Origin of the sequence: Serratia sp. CY33525, assembly GCF_052169115.1 — a bacterium.
In the GTDB taxonomy this organism is placed as follows: Bacteria; Pseudomonadota; Gammaproteobacteria; order Enterobacterales; family Enterobacteriaceae; genus Serratia; species Serratia sarumanii.
Map to the genome: position 1 here is coordinate 561,401 of NZ_JBJNLK010000001.1, position 16,068 is coordinate 577,468.

Genomic DNA, 16,068 nt, shown 5'->3' on the forward strand with positions numbered 1-16,068 from the left:
AGTAGCCTATCTCTTGTATAATCGGTCAGACAAACTCATAGTTTTCAGCCTTAGATGAGAATAACTCAGCCATGAGAAAACCCCGTTTGCCGCCGCTGGGCGCGCTGCGCGCCTTCCACGCCGTGGCCGGCTGCCGCAGCTTCAAACTGGCCGCCGAGGCGCTGGGCGTCAGCGCGACGGCGGTCAGCCACCAGATTAAGCTGCTGGAGTCGGTGCTGGCATGCCGGGTGTGCGAGCGCAGCGCGCAGGGCGTCAGCCTGACCGAGACCGGCGAGATCCTGTATGCCGGCACCCAGCGCGCCTTTGCCGCGCTGGAGCAGTCCGTCGCCCAAATCACCCGCGCCCAACAGCCGCCGGCGCTGACCGTCACCACCACTTCCAATTTTCTCACCCACTGGCTGGTGCCACGCCTGGCGGATTTCAAGGCGGAGTTTCCCGCCATCGATCTGCGCCTGCACACCAGCGTCGAGCGCGTCGATCTCAACCAGCGCACCGTGGACGTCGCCATCCGCTACCGTGAAACGCCGGAAACCGATCTGCACTGCACCCTGCTGCATGAGGATCGCTTTATCGTGGTGGCCAGCCCGGCGCTGGCGCTGGAGCGCAGCGAGGATTTGCAGCGGGTAACGCTGTTTCACGTGGAACATCGGCAGGTGCCCGCCGACGCGCCGACCTGGGAAAACTGGCGGCGGCGCTACGGGCCGGAAGGGTTGAACGTGGAAGCCGGGCTGACCTTCAGCGACGAGACGCATGCGCTGCAGGCGGCGGTGGCGGGCCAGGGGGTGGTGATCGCCAGCCGGCTGCTGGCGCGCGATTTGTTGCAGCGCGGCGTGCTGGCCGCGCCGTTCGAGATGTCGTTACCCGGCGCCAACTATTATCTGGTGGCCACCGAAGAAACCGCGCAGCGCTCCGATATCATTGCGCTGCGCGAGTGGCTGCTGCGGCAAATGGCGGTGGGCTAACGGCGCTCGGGGGCGATTTCCCCCAGGCGGATCGCCACGCTGATGGCCTGCGCGGTGGTGGCGGCACCAAGGCGTTGGCGAATGCGCCGCAGGTGGTTTTCCACCGTGCGCTCAGACAGGCCGAGCATCGCGGCGATATCCGCCTGCCGCCGGCCGATGGCGGTCCAGCTCAGCACCTCGCGCTCACGCGCCGACAGCCTGCTCTCCCCCTCGCCGGCCGCCGGTGCGAACAGCCGCCGCGCCGCCTGAAAGGCCGCCGTGCCCACCAGCACCAGCGCCAGCCGCACCGGCGGCGAGGCGTCGATGCGATCGCCCCCCAGGCTGACGGCGCCCTCCAAACCGGCCGGGCCGAACACCGGGATCTGCACGCCGTGCAGGCCGGCGCCACGCGGCGTGCGTACAATCCGGTAGCGCTCGCCCTGCTGCGCCCGGGTCTTGGTCCAGAAGAACGGCTCGCTGACCCGCAGCATATGCCGGGTCACCGGGCAGTGCCGCACGTAGGTCAACGCATCGACCGCCTCGCCGTCGCCGAACCAGTCGCCCTCGACCCAATAGATATGCTCGATCCCCGCCTCCGCCGCAGCGGAAGCGGAAAACAGCACAAAGCGATCGAAGCCGAACGGCGCGGCAAAGGCACGAACCCGCCCCTGAATGGCGGACAGGGTTCGCTCGTGGTCCATCGCCAGCGCCGTCTGGAAAGCGCGCTGCGCGATCTCGTCGCTCATCGCGCGGCGACGTCGGCCAGCAGCGTCTCTGCCGCCAGCTTGCCGAGGTTGTTGGAAGCCAGCGGGCTGTCGCCGGTCAGCAGGCGCCGATCTTTATGCACCTTGCCGGTGATGTCGGCGTTAACGATCTTCACGCCCCGCTCGCGCAAGCGCTCGCCCACCAGCCAGGGCATCGGGCCGGGGATGTAGCCAATGTCGATGTTGGCGCCGGTATCGAGCGAGTCCGGGAACACGCACATTTCATAGCCACGATAGAGGAAATCCTCTTTGCTCTCGCCGATGCCCGCCGCCAGCAAACCGGCCGGCCCGTGGCACAGCGAAATCACGTAGCGATCGTTGTCGTGCGCCCAGTGCAGGGTCTTTTTCACCTCTTCGCTGAACGGGATATCATTCAGTACGCCGTGGCCGCCGGGGATGAAAACGCCGAGGTAGTTGCCGCCATCCAGATCCTTCACCACCTCCGTCAGCTTTTTCGGCTGCTTGAGCTGGCTGCGGTACTTCTCGTAGGTGGCCTTGACCGCGTCGTCTTCCTGCGGGAACGCCCACATCTCCAGCTTCACCGGATCGCCGGACGGCGTGGCGATGTCGATCTCGAAACCGGCCAGATCCAGGTGATGCATCGGCAACAGCATCTCGACCGGGTGATTGCCGGTGGAGAAGAACTTGCCGTTTTGCATCAGCAGGTAGCGCTCCTGCGAGGCGATCATCAGCACCTTCCACTTGCCGCCGCGATAGGCGTTCGGGTAGCTGGCACCCGCGAAGTCGGTTTTGGACGAGGTGTACTGGCTGAGGGAGTAAGGTGATGGGAAGAACGCGTTGTCTTCCGCCACATCCGGGGTGGGATTACGATCGTTGGACACTGAATCAGTCATGATTATCTCCATATTCACCGTTACGTTGCCCTTTCAGCTTAAATAACCGCCGGCGGGGCCGCAATGAGGGATATCCCTCAAGCAATCCTTGCAGCCGAAACTCAGGCGAGATTGCGTAGAGCGATAATAAAGGTTTCTTCGCTGGCGCCCTGGTGTTCATAGCAGCATTTTCTGACCGGCACCCGGAAATAGCGCTCCAGGATATCTTCCTGCAGCACTGCGCTTTTAACGCCAAACAGCGACTGCCGTTTTGCCATCAGTAAACACTTGTCGGAGATGCGTTCGGCGTAATTGAGGAAATGCGTATTCAGCACGATCGTCATCTGCCGCTCTTTGGCGAGGCGCCACAGCATTTCGATCATTTTGGCCTGATTGTAAAAATCCAGATTCGATTCCGGTTCGTCGAGGATCATGACGTCGGGATCTGCCACCAGCGCCTTGGCGAAATAACACATCTGCAGTTCACCGCCGCTGATCTGGTTGATATTTTTCTGCGCCAGCGGCGCGATCTCCAGCGCGTGCAACACCGCCTGCGCCCTGGTGAAATCTTGCCGCCGCGGCCCGGCGAACCATCCCGCCTGGCGGGCGCAGCCGAAAGTGACAAAATCGAGTACGCCATAGGAAAAATGTGGCGCCTTCGCCTGCGGCACGTAGGCCAGGCGCGCCTCTCGATTATCGACGCGGCCGATCTCGCACCTGCCGGCGCTGGGCCGACACAGGCCCGCAATATTTCTCAGCAGCGTCGTTTTGCCGGCGCCGTTCGGGCCCAGCACGCTGAGGATCTCGCCGCGCTTAAGCTCGAAGCTGACGTTGTCGAAAATGGGCTCCCGCCCCTTGAAACCAAAGGCTAGCCGGCTAGCGGTGATCATATCGATTCCCCAGAATAAAAAGCACCGCGAAAAGCGGCGCGCCGATCAGCGCGGTCAGGATGCCGATTGGAATTTCCGTATAGGTGGCGCCTCTCGCAATATTGTCGATAACCAGCAAAAACAACGCGCCGCAGAGCGCCGATGCTGGGATCAGGCGGCCGTGGTTATATCCCAGCACGCTTCGCACCAAATGGGGGATCACCAAGCCAACCCACCCCACCACGCCGGCCAAACTCACCGAGGCGGAAACCAGCAGAGAGGCGGCGATCAGCAGCAGGATCTTCAGCCGGGGCGGATTCAGGCCGGCAATGCGCGCCTCGTCGTCCCCCAGCGAGAGAATGTTCATGTTCCACCTGAGCCGGTAGATAGTCAGGTAACACGCCGCAAACAGCGGGATCAACCAATAGACCTGCACTTTCGCCACCGAAGCGAAGCTGCCCATCAGCCAGAAGACGATGGCGGGCAAGGTATCCTGCGGATCGGCGACATATTTGATGGCCGAGACAAACGCGATAAACACCGACGCGATAATCATGCCGGACAGGATCGTCGTCAGCGCATCCTGCCGGCGTTTCAGGCGGCAAATGCCAAGCACCAGCAACAAACTCACCACGCCGAAAAGAAACGACAGCAGGGAACTCAGGGCAAAAGACAAACTCAATAAAATGCCCAGCGCGGCGCCAAAGGCGGAGGCGGAAGACGTGCCCAGCACGTCCGGGCTGGCTAACGCGTTTTTCAGCACCGCCTGAAAGGTCGCGCCGGCGACCGCCAACCCGCCGCCCACCAGCATCACCGCCACCACCCGCGGCGCACGCAGGTTAAAAATCACCGAATAGTGGGCCTGGTTTTCCCCCGGCATGTTCCCCTGCCATAAAATCTGCAGCACGTCATGGGCCGACAAGGCGTAACGGCCGGCAAACAGTGATGCGACGGCAACCACACACAAGGCTAAAAACAGCCCTACCATGATCGCCATATATTTTCCTCTGCCCGGCATCCCCAAGCTCCTCCAACCCACTAACGCAATTCAACCGTGGTGCTAGCGCTGTGCCAGCACCTCATCCAACAAACGGTCCGGGATCGCATAGGAGAACATCGTCTGATAATAGCGGCGCGTCTCCTCCCGCAGCGTCTTGTCGCTAATGTCTTCAGGGGCATAGCGGTTGATCATAAACAGCGGCAGCAGTGACGTTTCCGCCGACAGGCCCCCCCAGTTATGAATGCCCACCGGCGTCGAGAAAACCTTGCCGTTTTTTACCGCCCTGAGCGTCTCCCAGGCCTGGCCGGGGATCCCCCCGTGCAGCAGCGCTTTGGCGCTGCCGAAAACCACGAAAATCACATCCGGGTCCCAGGCCATGATCTGCTCCATCGAAACGTTGATGTACCTGCCGGCATCCCCTTTCACCGGCAAATCCCCGGCGACGTTGTCCATGCCGGCCATTTTCAGGTAGGTGTCGCCGTAGGTATGCGGGCCGCTCACCTTCAGCTGCCTGCCGTCGCTTTCTTCGAGATACAACGCCCTGACGTGCTGCGCGCGGATGGCTGCGGCATAGGGGCGGATCTGCTTCAGGGTCTTTTCCCAGGCGTCTTTGAATTTGTGCGTGCGCGGCAGGCCGAGCGTGTCGGCGAAGGTATTTTCCCAATATATCTGGGTGACCATCGGTTGGTACTTTGTCTTCCCGCCGGCATCCAGATCGACGGTCATCACGCCCGCCCTTTCCAGCCGATCGTCCTGGCTTTTGCCGTAGTAATAAATAATGTCGGGCCGTAGATTCATTAACGACTCCATGTTGACCCGGTAGTCCTTATTGATGAAGGCGGAGGTGATCCTGCCGATGTCAGGCTTCATGTCCTTCAACACATGCATATCGGCATGCATGAACGCCCAGGGCCCCACGCCGACGACGTGCCGGTAGGCCGCCTCGTTCGCCAGGATCACGCCGAAGGGGCAGTTGCCGGTGATGACGATCCGCTGATAGTGGCCAGGCAACTTTTGCACCGCTGCGCTCTGCGGCCGTTCGGCCGCCGCCAGCTGACTGCCGCTGGCGCAAGGCGCCGTCGGCAAGGCGAATATTGCCAGCAGCGCGGTGGCGATAAATTTCACTGTGACGCACATGGTGCCTCCTGTGCGCACGCTCGGCGGCGTGCGGCGATGGGCTGCGTTAGGCCGACGCGGCGATGCCGGCGGCCATGATGGTTATCCCGGCCACAAAGACGATTGCCGTGGTGGCGACCGCGCCGCCGCCGACCAACGCGGCGGTTTTTCCTGTGGAAAGGTCTTTTCGTTGCAGGAAAGAGAGCTGCGACAGGGGAATGATTTTTCCGCTGTCGGCGACCAGGTCTTTCGGTTCAACCTTCGCCACCGTCAACTCGCCGCCGCTGCCGTCCTTCAGACCATATTTCAACCGGTCGCCGACATAGACCGGCGGCTGCAGCAGGTAATATTGGCTATTGAGCCCCGTCTCTTTTTGTTGCAACGCCACGTCGTGGTAGGTCGTGCAGCCGGCAAGGGAAAACGCCGCCATGCCGATAACCAACGGTACTAATGGGATAAATCGCATGGGAAACCTCGTGCTTCTATTTGCTGGTTTTTAACGTAACGGCGGACTTGAAGCGCATATAGCTCACGACCAGAGAAAGGAACGAGAATGCCGCCCCCGCCATTAAACTGATATTCGTCGCTTGCGCGCCCCGCATGTTGAAGAAAATCGCCACCAACGCCGAACCGACGATTTGCCCAATCAGCCGGGAACTGCCCAACAGGCCGCTGGCGATGCTGCTGTTTTCATGGGAGACCGACGTCATGATCAACAGGTTGTTCGGTGATTGAAACAGGCCGAAACCGATGCCGCACAGCGCCACGCGCCATACGATCGCCCCATTCGACGGATCGCTCGGCAGATTGGCCATCAGCAGCATGCCTGCCAGCAGACAGGCAAGGCCCGAGAGGGCAACAAGATTGGGATCGTACTTCTTGGCCAAATCGCCGGAAATCAGCGAAGACGCCATGGTGGCCAGCGGCCAGGCGGTCAGCAACAGACCGATTTCCACCACGTTTCTTTGCAGAACGTTGTGAAAATAAAAAGGCAGCGAAACATAGGCCAAAAGCTGGGTGCTGTAGGACAGCATCGACATCAGCAAAGACAATGACAGCGTCGGGTTATGCAGCATCGCGATCGGGATCAGCGCGGCGTCAGCCTTTCTTTTTTGATTGATGTACAGCAACCCGGCCAGCCCGGCGAATACCGCAAAGCTCAGCGCCGCCGCCGGCAGATGGTGAGTGGTCATGCTCATGGTGCTGAGCGAGAAAGCGATAAACAGCACAAACACCAACAGGGCGCCCCCGCTGTCGAACCCAACGCTGCGCCGCTCGCGGGAACCCAGGAATATCACGCTCAGCAGCAGCGACAGGCAGGCGATGGGAACATTAATGGTAAACAGCCAGTTCCAGCTCGTTTGAGAAAGTATCGCCGAGGCGATGGATGGCCCGGCGGCGGCGGAAACCGACACCACCATCACGTTTATGCCCAGGCCGCGCCCAAGCAGCCTTTCCGGGTATATCTCCTTGATCAGCGCCGCATTGACGCTGAGCACCGCCGCCGCGCCGAAGCCCTGTATCACCCTGAATGCCGTCAGCATCTCCAGCGTCGTGGACAGCGCGCAGCCCAATGATGAAAAAGCGAACAGCACCACCCCGGCCATAAAGATTTTTTTATTGCCCACCGCGCGACCCAGCGCCGCGAAGGGCATCAAAGAGGCGACGACGGCAAACTGGTAGGCATTAATAATCATGATGGAGGCCGATTCGGAAACGCCGAAATCTTTGGCGATCACCGGCAGCGCCACGTTGGCGATGGTACTGTCGAGCATGGCGATAACCGTGCTTAACGAGACGGCGAGAACGGCGAATATATTTAATGTCTCTTTTTCCTGGTGTTTAAAAGTCATGTTAACGCTCCAAAAACGTGAGTGACTTCATGCCGGCGGCAAAGACCCCATTTTTTATCCGTTTTAGTAATTACGTTATAACATATCAATTAAAGAGGAGAATAAATCTCATTTGAAATATTAGATTAAATAGTGTGTCAAAATAAGAATTAACAAATACAAAACAAATTAATAACAATACGAATATTCAATAAACAAAATAAATGCAGTATAAAAAACCAGTGAATTTAAGGAATGACATTAAAAGTAACAGCCGCTAACAGACAACCCCGCTGGTGCGTGAAATTGTTATGTTATAACAAAAACACCCTTTCCTTTTATGCTGGTTAACCTTATGGCTAAGACGGACCTTTTGAACACCCGGTTATCTCGCCGCAGAATGATGTTAGCAGGGCTGGCGGCCCTGGCGCTGAACGGCGCCGCTTCCCCGCTGGCTCACGCCCACGGCCTGCCGCGCCCCAAACCTCAGGGGGCGCGAAAAAGATTCCTGGTCATGTTGGATCCCGGTCATGGCGGCATCGACTCCGGCGCCATTGGCCACACCGGTTCGCTGGAAAAACATGTCGTTCTGGCGATCGCCAAAAATGTGCGTGCACAGCTCGACCGACACGGCATCGATGCCCGCCTGACGCGCGACAGCGACGTTTTTATTCCGCTTTACGATCGGGTGGAGATCGCGCACCGGCACGGTGCGGATCTTTTCATGTCCATCCACGCCGACGGTTTTACCTGCCCCAGCGCCTGTGGCGCTTCGGTCTTTGCGCTTTCCAATAAAGGCGCCAGCAGCGCGATGGCGAAATACTTATCGAACAGTGAAAACGCGGCGGACGATCTCGCCGGCCCTAACGTCATCAAGAAAGACCGCTATTTGCAGAAGATACTGTTTGATTTGGAGCAGACGGAAACGATCAAAGAAAGCCTGACGCTGGGCTCGCACCTGATTCAACATATTGCGCCCATTCATCATCTGCATGCCAAAAATACCGAACAGGCGGCCTTCGTGGTCTTAAAATCCCCGTATATTCCTTCCGTGTTGGTGGAAACCTCTTTCATCACCAACCCTGAGGAAGAAAGGCTGCTCGGCACCCCCGCATTCCGAAATAAAATTGCCACGGCGATCGCTCAGGGGATCGTCAGCTACTTTAAACGCGAAACGCACGCTTAAGCTTCGCCGAGGCGGCAAGCTCACGGGCTTGCCGCGCACAGGGACGGTGTCATCATGATAAAATGCAATCCGCGTTATTTTTCGGCGGGCATGCTTTTCCCCCTGCTGGCCCTATTACCACGCGGCGCCTTCGCCGTGTCGTTGACGGGGTCGCAGCAAAACAGCCTGAATTTCTACGGCACGATTATCGCCAGACGCTACAGCGGCCAAAACGCGCGCGACGACGGCGACCGCAGCTACCTCTATTTCGGCCTGATAGGCAAAAAAAAGATCGCGCCGCGCTGGCGGGCCTACGCCCACTGGGAATATACCGTCAGCTTCGCCGACGCGACTCGCAACAGCACCCGACTCGCCTATATTGGGGTGCAAAACGCAACCTTCGGCAGCCTCGATATCGGCCGCAATTGGGGCGTGCTCTATGATGTGACCGCCCTGACCGATCGCTCTCCGCTGTTTAGAGAGATGGCCTACAACTACATCGACAATTTTATGCGCGGCCGGGCGCGTAACCTGCTCACTTACCGCCGCCCCTTCAGCCTGTTTCAGCGGCGCGCCGCACTCGCGTTGCAATATCAGTTCAAAGACGGCGACGACCGGCAAACGCCGGGCAAACAAAACGGCAACGGATTCGGCCTCTCCTTCCGTTATGCGCTGACGCCGACGCTCAGCCTCATCGCCGCCGCCTCGGCGTCTCAAACCACGCAGCGGCAACAACGCGCCGCCGGCTATCGCCGGCGCATCGATACGCTGGCCGAAGGGGTTCTCTATGCGTCGAAAAAAATCTACCTTGCGGCCGTGTTCACCCAAAGCGACAACGCCATCAGCCCGCAACAAACCGCTAACCGCGGTTCGGCGTCAAGTTATGAAGCGCTCGCCAAATACCGGCTGACGGACCACATCCAACCCAACATCGGCTATACCCGTTTGATACAGACCCGGGCAGGCCGGAACATGGACTTATTGAACTACGAGGAGCTGGGCGTGACCTGGTTGCTCAACAGCAATATGCAGGTGTTTATTAACTATGAATTCAATAACCTTTCGCAGCACACGCCCGACGTCGATGCCTCGGACAAGCTCGATATGGGCATCAGCTATCACTGGTGATCCGCTCTCCCTCAGCCAATAAAAAGCCCCGCCCGGTGAAGGGCGAGGCTCGCGACGCGTTGAGTCTTTAGCTGTTCACGAACGCCAGCAGATCGGCGTTGACCTGATCGGCATGGGTGGTCGGGATGCCGTGCGGCGCGCCCTTATAGGTATTGAGCGTGCCGTTCTGCACCAGCTTGGCCGACAGCACGCCGGAGTCCTGATAAGGCACTACCTGATCGTCGTCGCCGTGGATCACCAGCACCGGAATGGCAATCTTCTTGAGATCTTCGGTGAAATCGGTCTGCGAGAAGGCGACGATGCCGTCGTAGTGTGCCTTGGCGCCACCCATCATGCCCTGGCGCCACCAGTTCCAGATAATCGCCTCCGACGGTTTGGCGCCCGGGCGGTTATAACCGTAGAACGGGCCGGCGGGCACGTCGTAATAGAACTGCGCCCGGTTGGCGGCCAGCTGCGCCTGGAAATCATCGAACACCGCTTTGGGGGTGCCCTGCGGATTGGCGTCGGTTTTCACCATCAGCGGCGGCACCGCGCTGATCAGCACCGCTTTGGATACCTTGTCCTCGCCGTGGCGCACGATATAGCGCACCACCTCGCCGCCGCCCGTCGAGTGGCCCACGTGCATCGCGCCCTGCACGCCCAGGTGTTTTACCACCGCGGCGACGTCATCGGCGTAGTGGTCCATGTCGTGCCCTTCCGACACCTGGCTGGAGCGGCCGTGGCCGCGGCGATCGTGCGCAACCACGCGGAACCCTTTGTTCACGAAGAACAGCATCTGGGCATCCCAGTCATCGCTGGACAGCGGCCAGCCGTGGTGAAAATAGATAACCTTGCCGTTTTTGGGGCCCCAATCCTTGTAGAAAATCTCGACGCCATCGCTGGTCGTTACGTAACCCATGTCGTTTCTCCCATTTACACTTTGGTTAAAAAAGAAGGTTTATACTGCGCGCGGCGCCGGGATCTCTGGCTCCCTCATCCCGGTTGGCCGACGATCTTGCGTTGATCGTTTAACGAGTATAGGTTTAAAGTTCACTTTAAGGTCAAACACGATTCGGCAAACCGCATTCCCGCTTTCACTCGGCATCAGGAGAATTCAAGTGCAGGGAGATGACATCCTCATGACGATGGAGCAACGGCTTGCCGCCCAGCGTCATGCCTTCCTGCGCGACGGCGCACCGACGATCGCTCAGCGCAAGGCCACCCTGCGCCGCCTGCGGAGCGCCATTTTGGCCCAGCGCGGCGCGCTGACGGCGGCCGTCAGCGCAGACTTCGGCCACCGTTCGCCTTACGAAACCGACATCCTGGAGATCCTGGTCACCGTGCAGGCGATCGATTACCTGCTGAGCAACCTGAAACGCTTCATGCAGCCGGAACGCCGCCACGTCGCCCTGCCGTACCAGGCCGGGCGCGCCTACGTGCAATACCAACCTAAAGGCGTGATTGGCGTCATGGCGCCGTGGAACTACCCGTTTTCGTTGACCTTCATCCCGCTGGCCACCGCCCTGGCCGCCGGCAACCGCGTGATGCTGAAACCTTCGGAGCTCACGCCGCGCACCAGCCAGCTTATCGAAACGATGCTGGCAGCGCTGTTTCCCGCCGATGAGGTCGCCGTGGTGACCGGCGGGCCGGACGTCGGGGCCGGGTTCAGCGAGCTGGCGTTCGATCACTTGGTGTTCACCGGCAGCACGGCGATCGGCCGCCAGATCATGCAGGCGGCCGGTAAAAATCTGGTGCCCTTGACGCTCGAGCTGGGCGGCAAAAGCCCCGCCGTGGTGGCGCCCGGCGCGGTTAACGCCAGAACCGTTAACAGCCTGGCGTTCGGCAAGCTGTCGAACGCGGGCCAAACCTGCATCGCGCCCGATTTCCTGCTGATCCATCAGGACGATGTGGAAAACTTCATCGCGCTCTACGACGCGGCGGTCAAAGCGTTTTACCCCGACGGGCCGACGAGCCATGACTACGGCGCCATCATCAACGACAGGCACTACCACCGTTTGCAGGATCTGCTCACCGACGCCCAGGCGCGGGGTGCGCGGATCGTTCCGGTGGGCCACCGCCCGGACTCGGCGGTGGAACGGCCGAAAACCCTCGCCCCCACGCTGATCGTCGGCGCCCCCGACGACAGCCGGATCATGCAAGAGGAAATCTTCGGGCCGCTGCTGCCGATACGCACCTACGCCGCCTTTGATGAAACGATCGACGTTATCAACGCCGGGCCGCGCCCGCTGGCGCTGTACTACTTTGGCCCAGGCGGCGCGCTGCAGGATCGGCTGCTGGCGCGCACCACCTCCGGCAACGTCAGCGTCAACGCCACCCTGCTGCACTTTGCCCAGGACGATCTGCCGTTCGGCGGCATCGGCCCCAGCGGCATGGGGGCCTGTCACGGCATCGAAGGATTCCGGGCGCTGAGCCATGCCAAGGGCGTCTTTATCCAAAGCCGCTGGCGCTTCACCGATCTGCTGCGCGCGCCGTTCGGCAAGCTGGCGGACGCGGTGCTCAAGGTGATGCTGCGGCGCCGCTAGAGCGCCGCGCTGACTATCAATAACACAGCCATGAATCGCCGCAAGCTATCACAGTATTCAATCATTCCTATTTTATCTCTCCGCCGCCGCTGACTAAGCTTAGCCATGAGTCGCCCTTTGCCCGTTAGCGGCCGGGGCGATGTGATTCCATTGAGTTCAGTTATTTAGCGCAACACCCGACGCAAGCCTTACCCGCATGCCTTGTTAACCGCTCCACGCCCGGCGGCTGGAGCACCCTTACGGAAGCAGAGAGCGCATTATGACAACTGAAAGCAAATGCCCGTTTTCGGGCGGCAAGCAGCCCGCACCGCAGAACGGCCCCACCAATCAGGATTGGTGGCCCAATCAGCTCAGCCTGAAACCGCTGCATCAGCACTCCCCCCTGTCCGATCCGATGGATAAAGACTTCAACTACGCCGACGCCTTCAACAGTCTCGATCTGGCGGCGGTCAAACAGGATCTGCACGCCCTGATGACCGACTCGCAGGAATGGTGGCCGGCGGACTTCGGCCACTACGGCGGCCTGTTCATCCGTATGGCCTGGCACAGCGCCGGCACCTACCGCATCGGCGACGGCCGCGGCGGCGCGGGCGAAGGCCAGCAGCGCTTCGCCCCGCTCAACAGCTGGCCGGACAACGTCAGCCTCGACAAGGCGCGCCGCCTGCTGTGGCCGATCAAACAGAAATACGGCCGCAACATCTCCTGGGCCGACCTGATTATCCTGACCGGCAACGTGGCGCTGGAATCGATGGGCTTCAAAACCTTCGGCTACGCCGGCGGCCGTGCCGACACCTGGGAGCCGGACGACGTCTACTGGGGCTCGGAGAAGATCTGGCTGGAGCTGAGCGGCGGGCCAAACAGCCGCTACTCGGGCGACCGCGATCTGGAGAACCCGCTGGCGGCGGTGCAGATGGGCCTGATCTACGTCAACCCGGAAGGCCCGGACGGCAACCCCGATCCGGTGGCCGCCGCGCGCGACATCCGTGAAACCTTCGCCCGCATGGCGATGAACGACGAAGAAACCGTGGCGCTGATCGCCGGCGGCCACACCTTCGGCAAGACCCACGGCGCCGGTCCGGCGTCTAACGTCGGCGCCGATCCGGAAGCGGCCGGGCTGGAGTCGCAGGGCCTCGGCTGGCACAGCACCTTCGGCACCGGCGTCGGCAAAGACGCCATCACCAGCGGCCTGGAAGTCACCTGGACCACCACCCCAACCCAGTGGAACCACGATTTCTTCCGCCATCTGTTCGAATACGAATGGGAGCTAAGCCAAAGCCCGGCCGGCGCGCACCAGTGGGTGGCGAAAGACATCGGTGAAACCATTCCCGACGCCTTCGATCCGAACAAGAAACGCCGCCCGACCATGCTGACCACCGACCTGTCGCTGCGCTTCGATCCGGCCTACGAGAAGATTTCGCGCCGCTTCTATGAGCATCCGGAAGAGTTGACCGACGCCTTCGCCCGCGCCTGGTTCAAGCTGACCCACCGCGATATGGGGCCGCGCCCTCGCTACCTCGGCCCGGAAGTGCCGCAGGAAGAGCTGATTTGGCAGGATCCGATCCCGGCGGTCGATCATCCGCTGATCGACGAGCAGGACATCGCCGCGCTGAAAAACGCCGTGCTGGCTTCCGGCCTGCCGGTATCGGCGCTGGTCTCCACCGCCTGGGCTTCCGCTTCGAGCTTCCGCGGTTCCGACAAACGCGGCGGCGCCAACGGTGCGCGCATTCGCCTGGCGCCGCAAAAAGACTGGGCGGTCAACCAACCTGCGCAGCTCGCCGCAACGCTGGCCAAGCTGGAGAGCATCCAACGCGCCTTCAATGATGCGCAGGCCGGCGGCAAGCGCGTCTCGCTGGCGGATCTGATCGTACTGGCCGGCGCGGCGGGCGTGGAACAGGCGGCGAAGAACGCCGGTTTGGCCCTGACGGTGCCGTTCGCGCCGGGCCGCATGGACGCTTCGCAGGAGCAGACCGACGTGGACTCTTTCGAAGCGATGGAGCCGCTCGCCGACGGTTTCCGCAACTTCCTGAAGGGCAAATACCGCGTGCCGGCCGAGACGCTGCTGGTCGACAAGGCGCAGCTGCTGACCCTGACCGCGCCGGAAATGACGGTGCTGGTCGGCGGGCTGCGGGTACTCGGCGCCAACGTCGACGGCACGCCGCACGGCGTGTTCACCCATCGGCCGCAGGCGCTGACCAACGACTTCTTCGTCAACCTGCTAGACATGGGCACCACCTGGCACCCGGTGGGTGAGGACGGCCTGTTCGAAGGGCGCGATCGCCGCAGCGGCGCGGTCAAATGGACCGGCACCCGCGTCGATCTGGTGTTCGGTTCACACGCGCAGCTGCGCGCGCTGGCCGAAGTCTACGGCAGCGCCGACGCGCAGGAGAAGTTCGCCCACGACTTCGTCGCTGCCTGGAACAAAGTGATGAACCTCGATCGTTTCGATTTGGCGTAAACTCCCCGCAACGGCCTGCTTCGGCAGGCCGTTTTTCCTCCCGAGATCAACACCGCCTCCGCTCAACGCCGGCCTTAGCACGCGCCGTTATATTTTATTTTCCGCTTATTCGTATTTACTCAACAAGTCATATAAAAATTTGATGGGCGGCAATTCTTTTAATGCTGTATTTATATTTAGACGGCAATGAAGACCGTAAACTCAGCTGGCTAATGCGATATATCCCATCCAGGAGAACACCGTTATGGATTATCTTCGATTCGCCTCAGCGCGCGGCGAGGCGGGCCTTATGACCCTCGCCGTTCCTTAGCGACAGCGGGCTTAGCCGGCAAAGGCACCCCACCGTTTTTATGCCAATAAAAAGAGAGGTTCTGCACCTTCGCGATATTCGCTTAGGCGCCAGAATTTCGCCCTTATTTAATGTTTCACGACGCGCATTGCGTTTTTAGTTTTTATTTTTCAGCCGACGGGAAAGCTCATAGGAAATCACGCTTCACTCAGGAAAATAACCGCTACCTGGAGGTCATCATGCAACATATTATCGGTATTTCTTCTCGTCGGCTGAGGATATCAGCCCTTGCGCTGCTGCTCCCTGCCGTATCATGGGCAGCCGATACGGCGTCTCTCGCCGTGGGGCCGCAATATGACACCACCCATGTCTACGTCGAACGCGGCAAAATGGATGCCTTTGTCGACAGCATCCTGAAAACCTTCGGCGGCACCAGCACCGAACGCGTGCTGGTCAACGTCACGCCCACGCCGAGCAAAACCTACTCCCAGCTGATACTGACGCCGGCCGGCAGCTTCTCGGTGTTCGATTTCAAAACGCCGATCCCGCACCCGTTCGGCGCCGAGCGCAACGGTTTTCTGGTCAGGGATATGGATGCCGCCATCCGCCAGGCCAGGGCCGCCGGCGCCGATGTGCAGGTTGCGCCTTTCGACGATCCGATTGGCCGCGACGCGGTGATCCAGTGGCCCGGCGGCGTCAACATGCAGCTCTATTGGCACACCAAGGCGCCCAACTACAAGCCGCTGCTGAGCGTGCCGGAAAACCGCCTGTATCTCTCCGCCTACCGCGTCAACGATTTCCTGAAAAGCTACCAGGCGTTCTCGCACGCCACGGTGGTGAGCGACGAACAGGTCAGCGATACGGCGATCGGCCGCAGCGACAACGGCAAGATCCGCCAGATCGAACTGGACTCGCGCTTCGGCAAAACGCGCATTTTCGTCACCGACGGGCATCTGCCTTATCCGTTCGGCCATGAGCGCACCGGCTATGGCGTCGACGATCTGCCGGCCACGCTGGCCAAAGCGACGGCCAGCGGCGCGCAGGTGCTGTGGCGTTCGACGGCGGCGGAGCGCCGCGCCTCGGCGCTGGTGCGTTTCCCCGGCGGCTACATCGCCGAAATCCACCAGACGGCTAAATAAACCCAAGGCGCGCTG

General features: G+C 60.7%; 14 protein-coding genes. 6 read left to right on the forward strand and 8 right to left on the reverse strand.

Annotated elements, in window-relative coordinates:
• Positions 1–71 precede the first annotated feature (71 nt).
• Positions 72–962: a LysR substrate-binding domain-containing protein gene (locus ACJ8IM_RS02720; protein WP_033654928.1), complete on the forward strand. Its 891-nt coding sequence runs from the start codon at positions 72–74 to the stop codon at positions 960–962.
• Here ACJ8IM_RS02720 and ACJ8IM_RS02725 read toward each other — a convergent pair.
• The 7 genes from ACJ8IM_RS02725 to ACJ8IM_RS02755 form a co-directional block, all read right to left on the reverse strand.
• Positions 959–1,687 (reverse strand): PA1136 family autoinducer-binding transcriptional regulator, encoded by a 729-nt coding sequence (locus ACJ8IM_RS02725; protein WP_033647935.1) that lies wholly within the window; start codon positions 1,685–1,687, stop codon positions 959–961. The two genes, ACJ8IM_RS02720 and ACJ8IM_RS02725, sit on opposite strands and share 4 nt — an antisense overlap.
• Complete coding sequence (gene hchA, locus ACJ8IM_RS02730; RefSeq protein ID WP_033654929.1) at positions 1,684–2,559, reverse strand: glyoxalase III HchA; 876 nt, start codon at positions 2,557–2,559, stop codon at positions 1,684–1,686. Before hchA ends, ACJ8IM_RS02725 begins: the two co-directional genes overlap by 4 nt.
• 101 nt (positions 2,560–2,660) lie before the next feature.
• Positions 2,661–3,428 carry an ABC transporter ATP-binding protein gene (locus ACJ8IM_RS02735; protein WP_033647937.1) on the reverse strand — a complete coding sequence of 256 codons (768 nt, stop codon included), beginning with the start codon at positions 3,426–3,428 and terminating at the stop codon, positions 2,661–2,663.
• Positions 3,415–4,404: a FecCD family ABC transporter permease gene (locus ACJ8IM_RS02740; RefSeq protein ID WP_229601724.1), complete on the reverse strand. Its 990-nt coding sequence runs from the start codon at positions 4,402–4,404 to the stop codon at positions 3,415–3,417. The genes ACJ8IM_RS02735 and ACJ8IM_RS02740 overlap by 14 nt, the downstream gene beginning before the upstream one ends.
• Positions 4,405–4,467: 63 nt before the next feature.
• Positions 4,468–5,544 carry an ABC transporter substrate-binding protein gene (locus tag ACJ8IM_RS02745; protein WP_230116453.1) on the reverse strand — a complete coding sequence of 359 codons (1,077 nt, stop codon included), beginning with the start codon at positions 5,542–5,544 and terminating at the stop codon, positions 4,468–4,470.
• A 46-nt stretch (positions 5,545–5,590) separates the two neighbouring features.
• Positions 5,591–5,989: a hypothetical protein gene (locus tag ACJ8IM_RS02750; RefSeq protein WP_223181972.1), complete on the reverse strand. Its 399-nt coding sequence runs from the start codon at positions 5,987–5,989 to the stop codon at positions 5,591–5,593.
• Positions 5,990–6,005: 16 nt separating this feature from the next.
• Complete coding sequence (locus ACJ8IM_RS02755) at positions 6,006–7,376, reverse strand: MFS transporter (RefSeq protein ID WP_033654931.1); 1,371 nt, start codon at positions 7,374–7,376, stop codon at positions 6,006–6,008.
• Between the two features lie 334 nt (positions 7,377–7,710).
• Between ACJ8IM_RS02755 and amiA the strand changes: the two genes are divergently transcribed.
• Positions 7,711–8,541, forward strand: coding sequence for an N-acetylmuramoyl-L-alanine amidase AmiA (gene amiA, locus ACJ8IM_RS02760; protein WP_060430595.1), 831 nt, complete (start codon positions 7,711–7,713; stop codon positions 8,539–8,541).
• A 54-nt stretch (positions 8,542–8,595) separates the two neighbouring features.
• The gene (locus ACJ8IM_RS02765) at positions 8,596–9,648 is read left to right on the forward strand and encodes a porin (protein ID WP_033654933.1); all 1,053 of its coding nucleotides are present in this window, start codon (positions 8,596–8,598) and stop codon (positions 9,646–9,648) included.
• A 67-nt stretch (positions 9,649–9,715) separates the two neighbouring features.
• On the opposite strand, the gene ACJ8IM_RS02770 is transcribed toward ACJ8IM_RS02765, so the two are convergent.
• Positions 9,716–10,546 (reverse strand): alpha/beta fold hydrolase, encoded by an 831-nt coding sequence (locus ACJ8IM_RS02770; RefSeq protein WP_033635196.1) that lies wholly within the window; start codon positions 10,544–10,546, stop codon positions 9,716–9,718.
• A gap of 199 nt (positions 10,547–10,745) precedes the next feature.
• On the opposite strand from ACJ8IM_RS02770, the gene ACJ8IM_RS02775 reads away from it, so the two are divergent.
• The 3 genes from ACJ8IM_RS02775 to ACJ8IM_RS02785 all read left to right on the forward strand — a co-directional run bounded on the left by ACJ8IM_RS02775 (position 10,746) and on the right by ACJ8IM_RS02785 (position 16,053).
• Positions 10,746–12,170, forward strand: coding sequence for a coniferyl aldehyde dehydrogenase (locus tag ACJ8IM_RS02775; protein ID WP_229601726.1), 1,425 nt, complete (start codon positions 10,746–10,748; stop codon positions 12,168–12,170).
• Positions 12,171–12,429: 259 nt separating this feature from the next.
• Positions 12,430–14,625 carry a catalase/peroxidase HPI gene (gene katG / locus ACJ8IM_RS02780; protein ID WP_101455524.1) on the forward strand — a complete coding sequence of 732 codons (2,196 nt, stop codon included), beginning with the start codon at positions 12,430–12,432 and terminating at the stop codon, positions 14,623–14,625.
• A 630-nt stretch (positions 14,626–15,255) separates the two neighbouring features.
• Positions 15,256–16,053 (forward strand): glyoxalase, encoded by a 798-nt coding sequence (locus ACJ8IM_RS02785; RefSeq protein ID WP_080289926.1) that lies wholly within the window; start codon positions 15,256–15,258, stop codon positions 16,051–16,053.
• The last annotated feature ends 15 nt before the right edge of the window (positions 16,054–16,068 follow it).

Excerpts from the sequence above, each read along its gene's own strand:
- ACJ8IM_RS02720 (WP_033654928.1), top strand. The coding sequence starts at position 72 with ATGAGAAAACCCCGTTTGCCGCCGCTGGGCGCGCTGCGCGCCTTCCAC.
- ACJ8IM_RS02725 (WP_033647935.1), bottom strand. The coding sequence starts at position 1,687 with ATGAGCGACGAGATCGCGCAGCGCGCTTTCCAGACGGCGCTGGCGATG.
- hchA (WP_033654929.1), bottom strand. The coding sequence starts at position 2,559 with ATGACTGATTCAGTGTCCAACGATCGTAATCCCACCCCGGATGTGGCG.
- ACJ8IM_RS02735 (WP_033647937.1), bottom strand. The coding sequence starts at position 3,428 with ATGATCACCGCTAGCCGGCTAGCCTTTGGTTTCAAGGGGCGGGAGCCC.
- ACJ8IM_RS02740 (WP_229601724.1), bottom strand. The coding sequence starts at position 4,404 with ATGGCGATCATGGTAGGGCTGTTTTTAGCCTTGTGTGTGGTTGCCGTC.
- ACJ8IM_RS02745 (WP_230116453.1), bottom strand. The coding sequence starts at position 5,544 with ATGTGCGTCACAGTGAAATTTATCGCCACCGCGCTGCTGGCAATATTC.
- ACJ8IM_RS02750 (WP_223181972.1), bottom strand. The coding sequence starts at position 5,989 with ATGCGATTTATCCCATTAGTACCGTTGGTTATCGGCATGGCGGCGTTT.
- ACJ8IM_RS02755 (WP_033654931.1), bottom strand. The coding sequence starts at position 7,376 with ATGACTTTTAAACACCAGGAAAAAGAGACATTAAATATATTCGCCGTT.
- amiA (WP_060430595.1), top strand. The coding sequence starts at position 7,711 with ATGGCTAAGACGGACCTTTTGAACACCCGGTTATCTCGCCGCAGAATG.
- ACJ8IM_RS02765 (WP_033654933.1), top strand. The coding sequence starts at position 8,596 with ATGATAAAATGCAATCCGCGTTATTTTTCGGCGGGCATGCTTTTCCCC.
- ACJ8IM_RS02770 (WP_033635196.1), bottom strand. The coding sequence starts at position 10,546 with ATGGGTTACGTAACGACCAGCGATGGCGTCGAGATTTTCTACAAGGAT.
- katG (WP_101455524.1), top strand. The coding sequence starts at position 12,430 with ATGACAACTGAAAGCAAATGCCCGTTTTCGGGCGGCAAGCAGCCCGCA.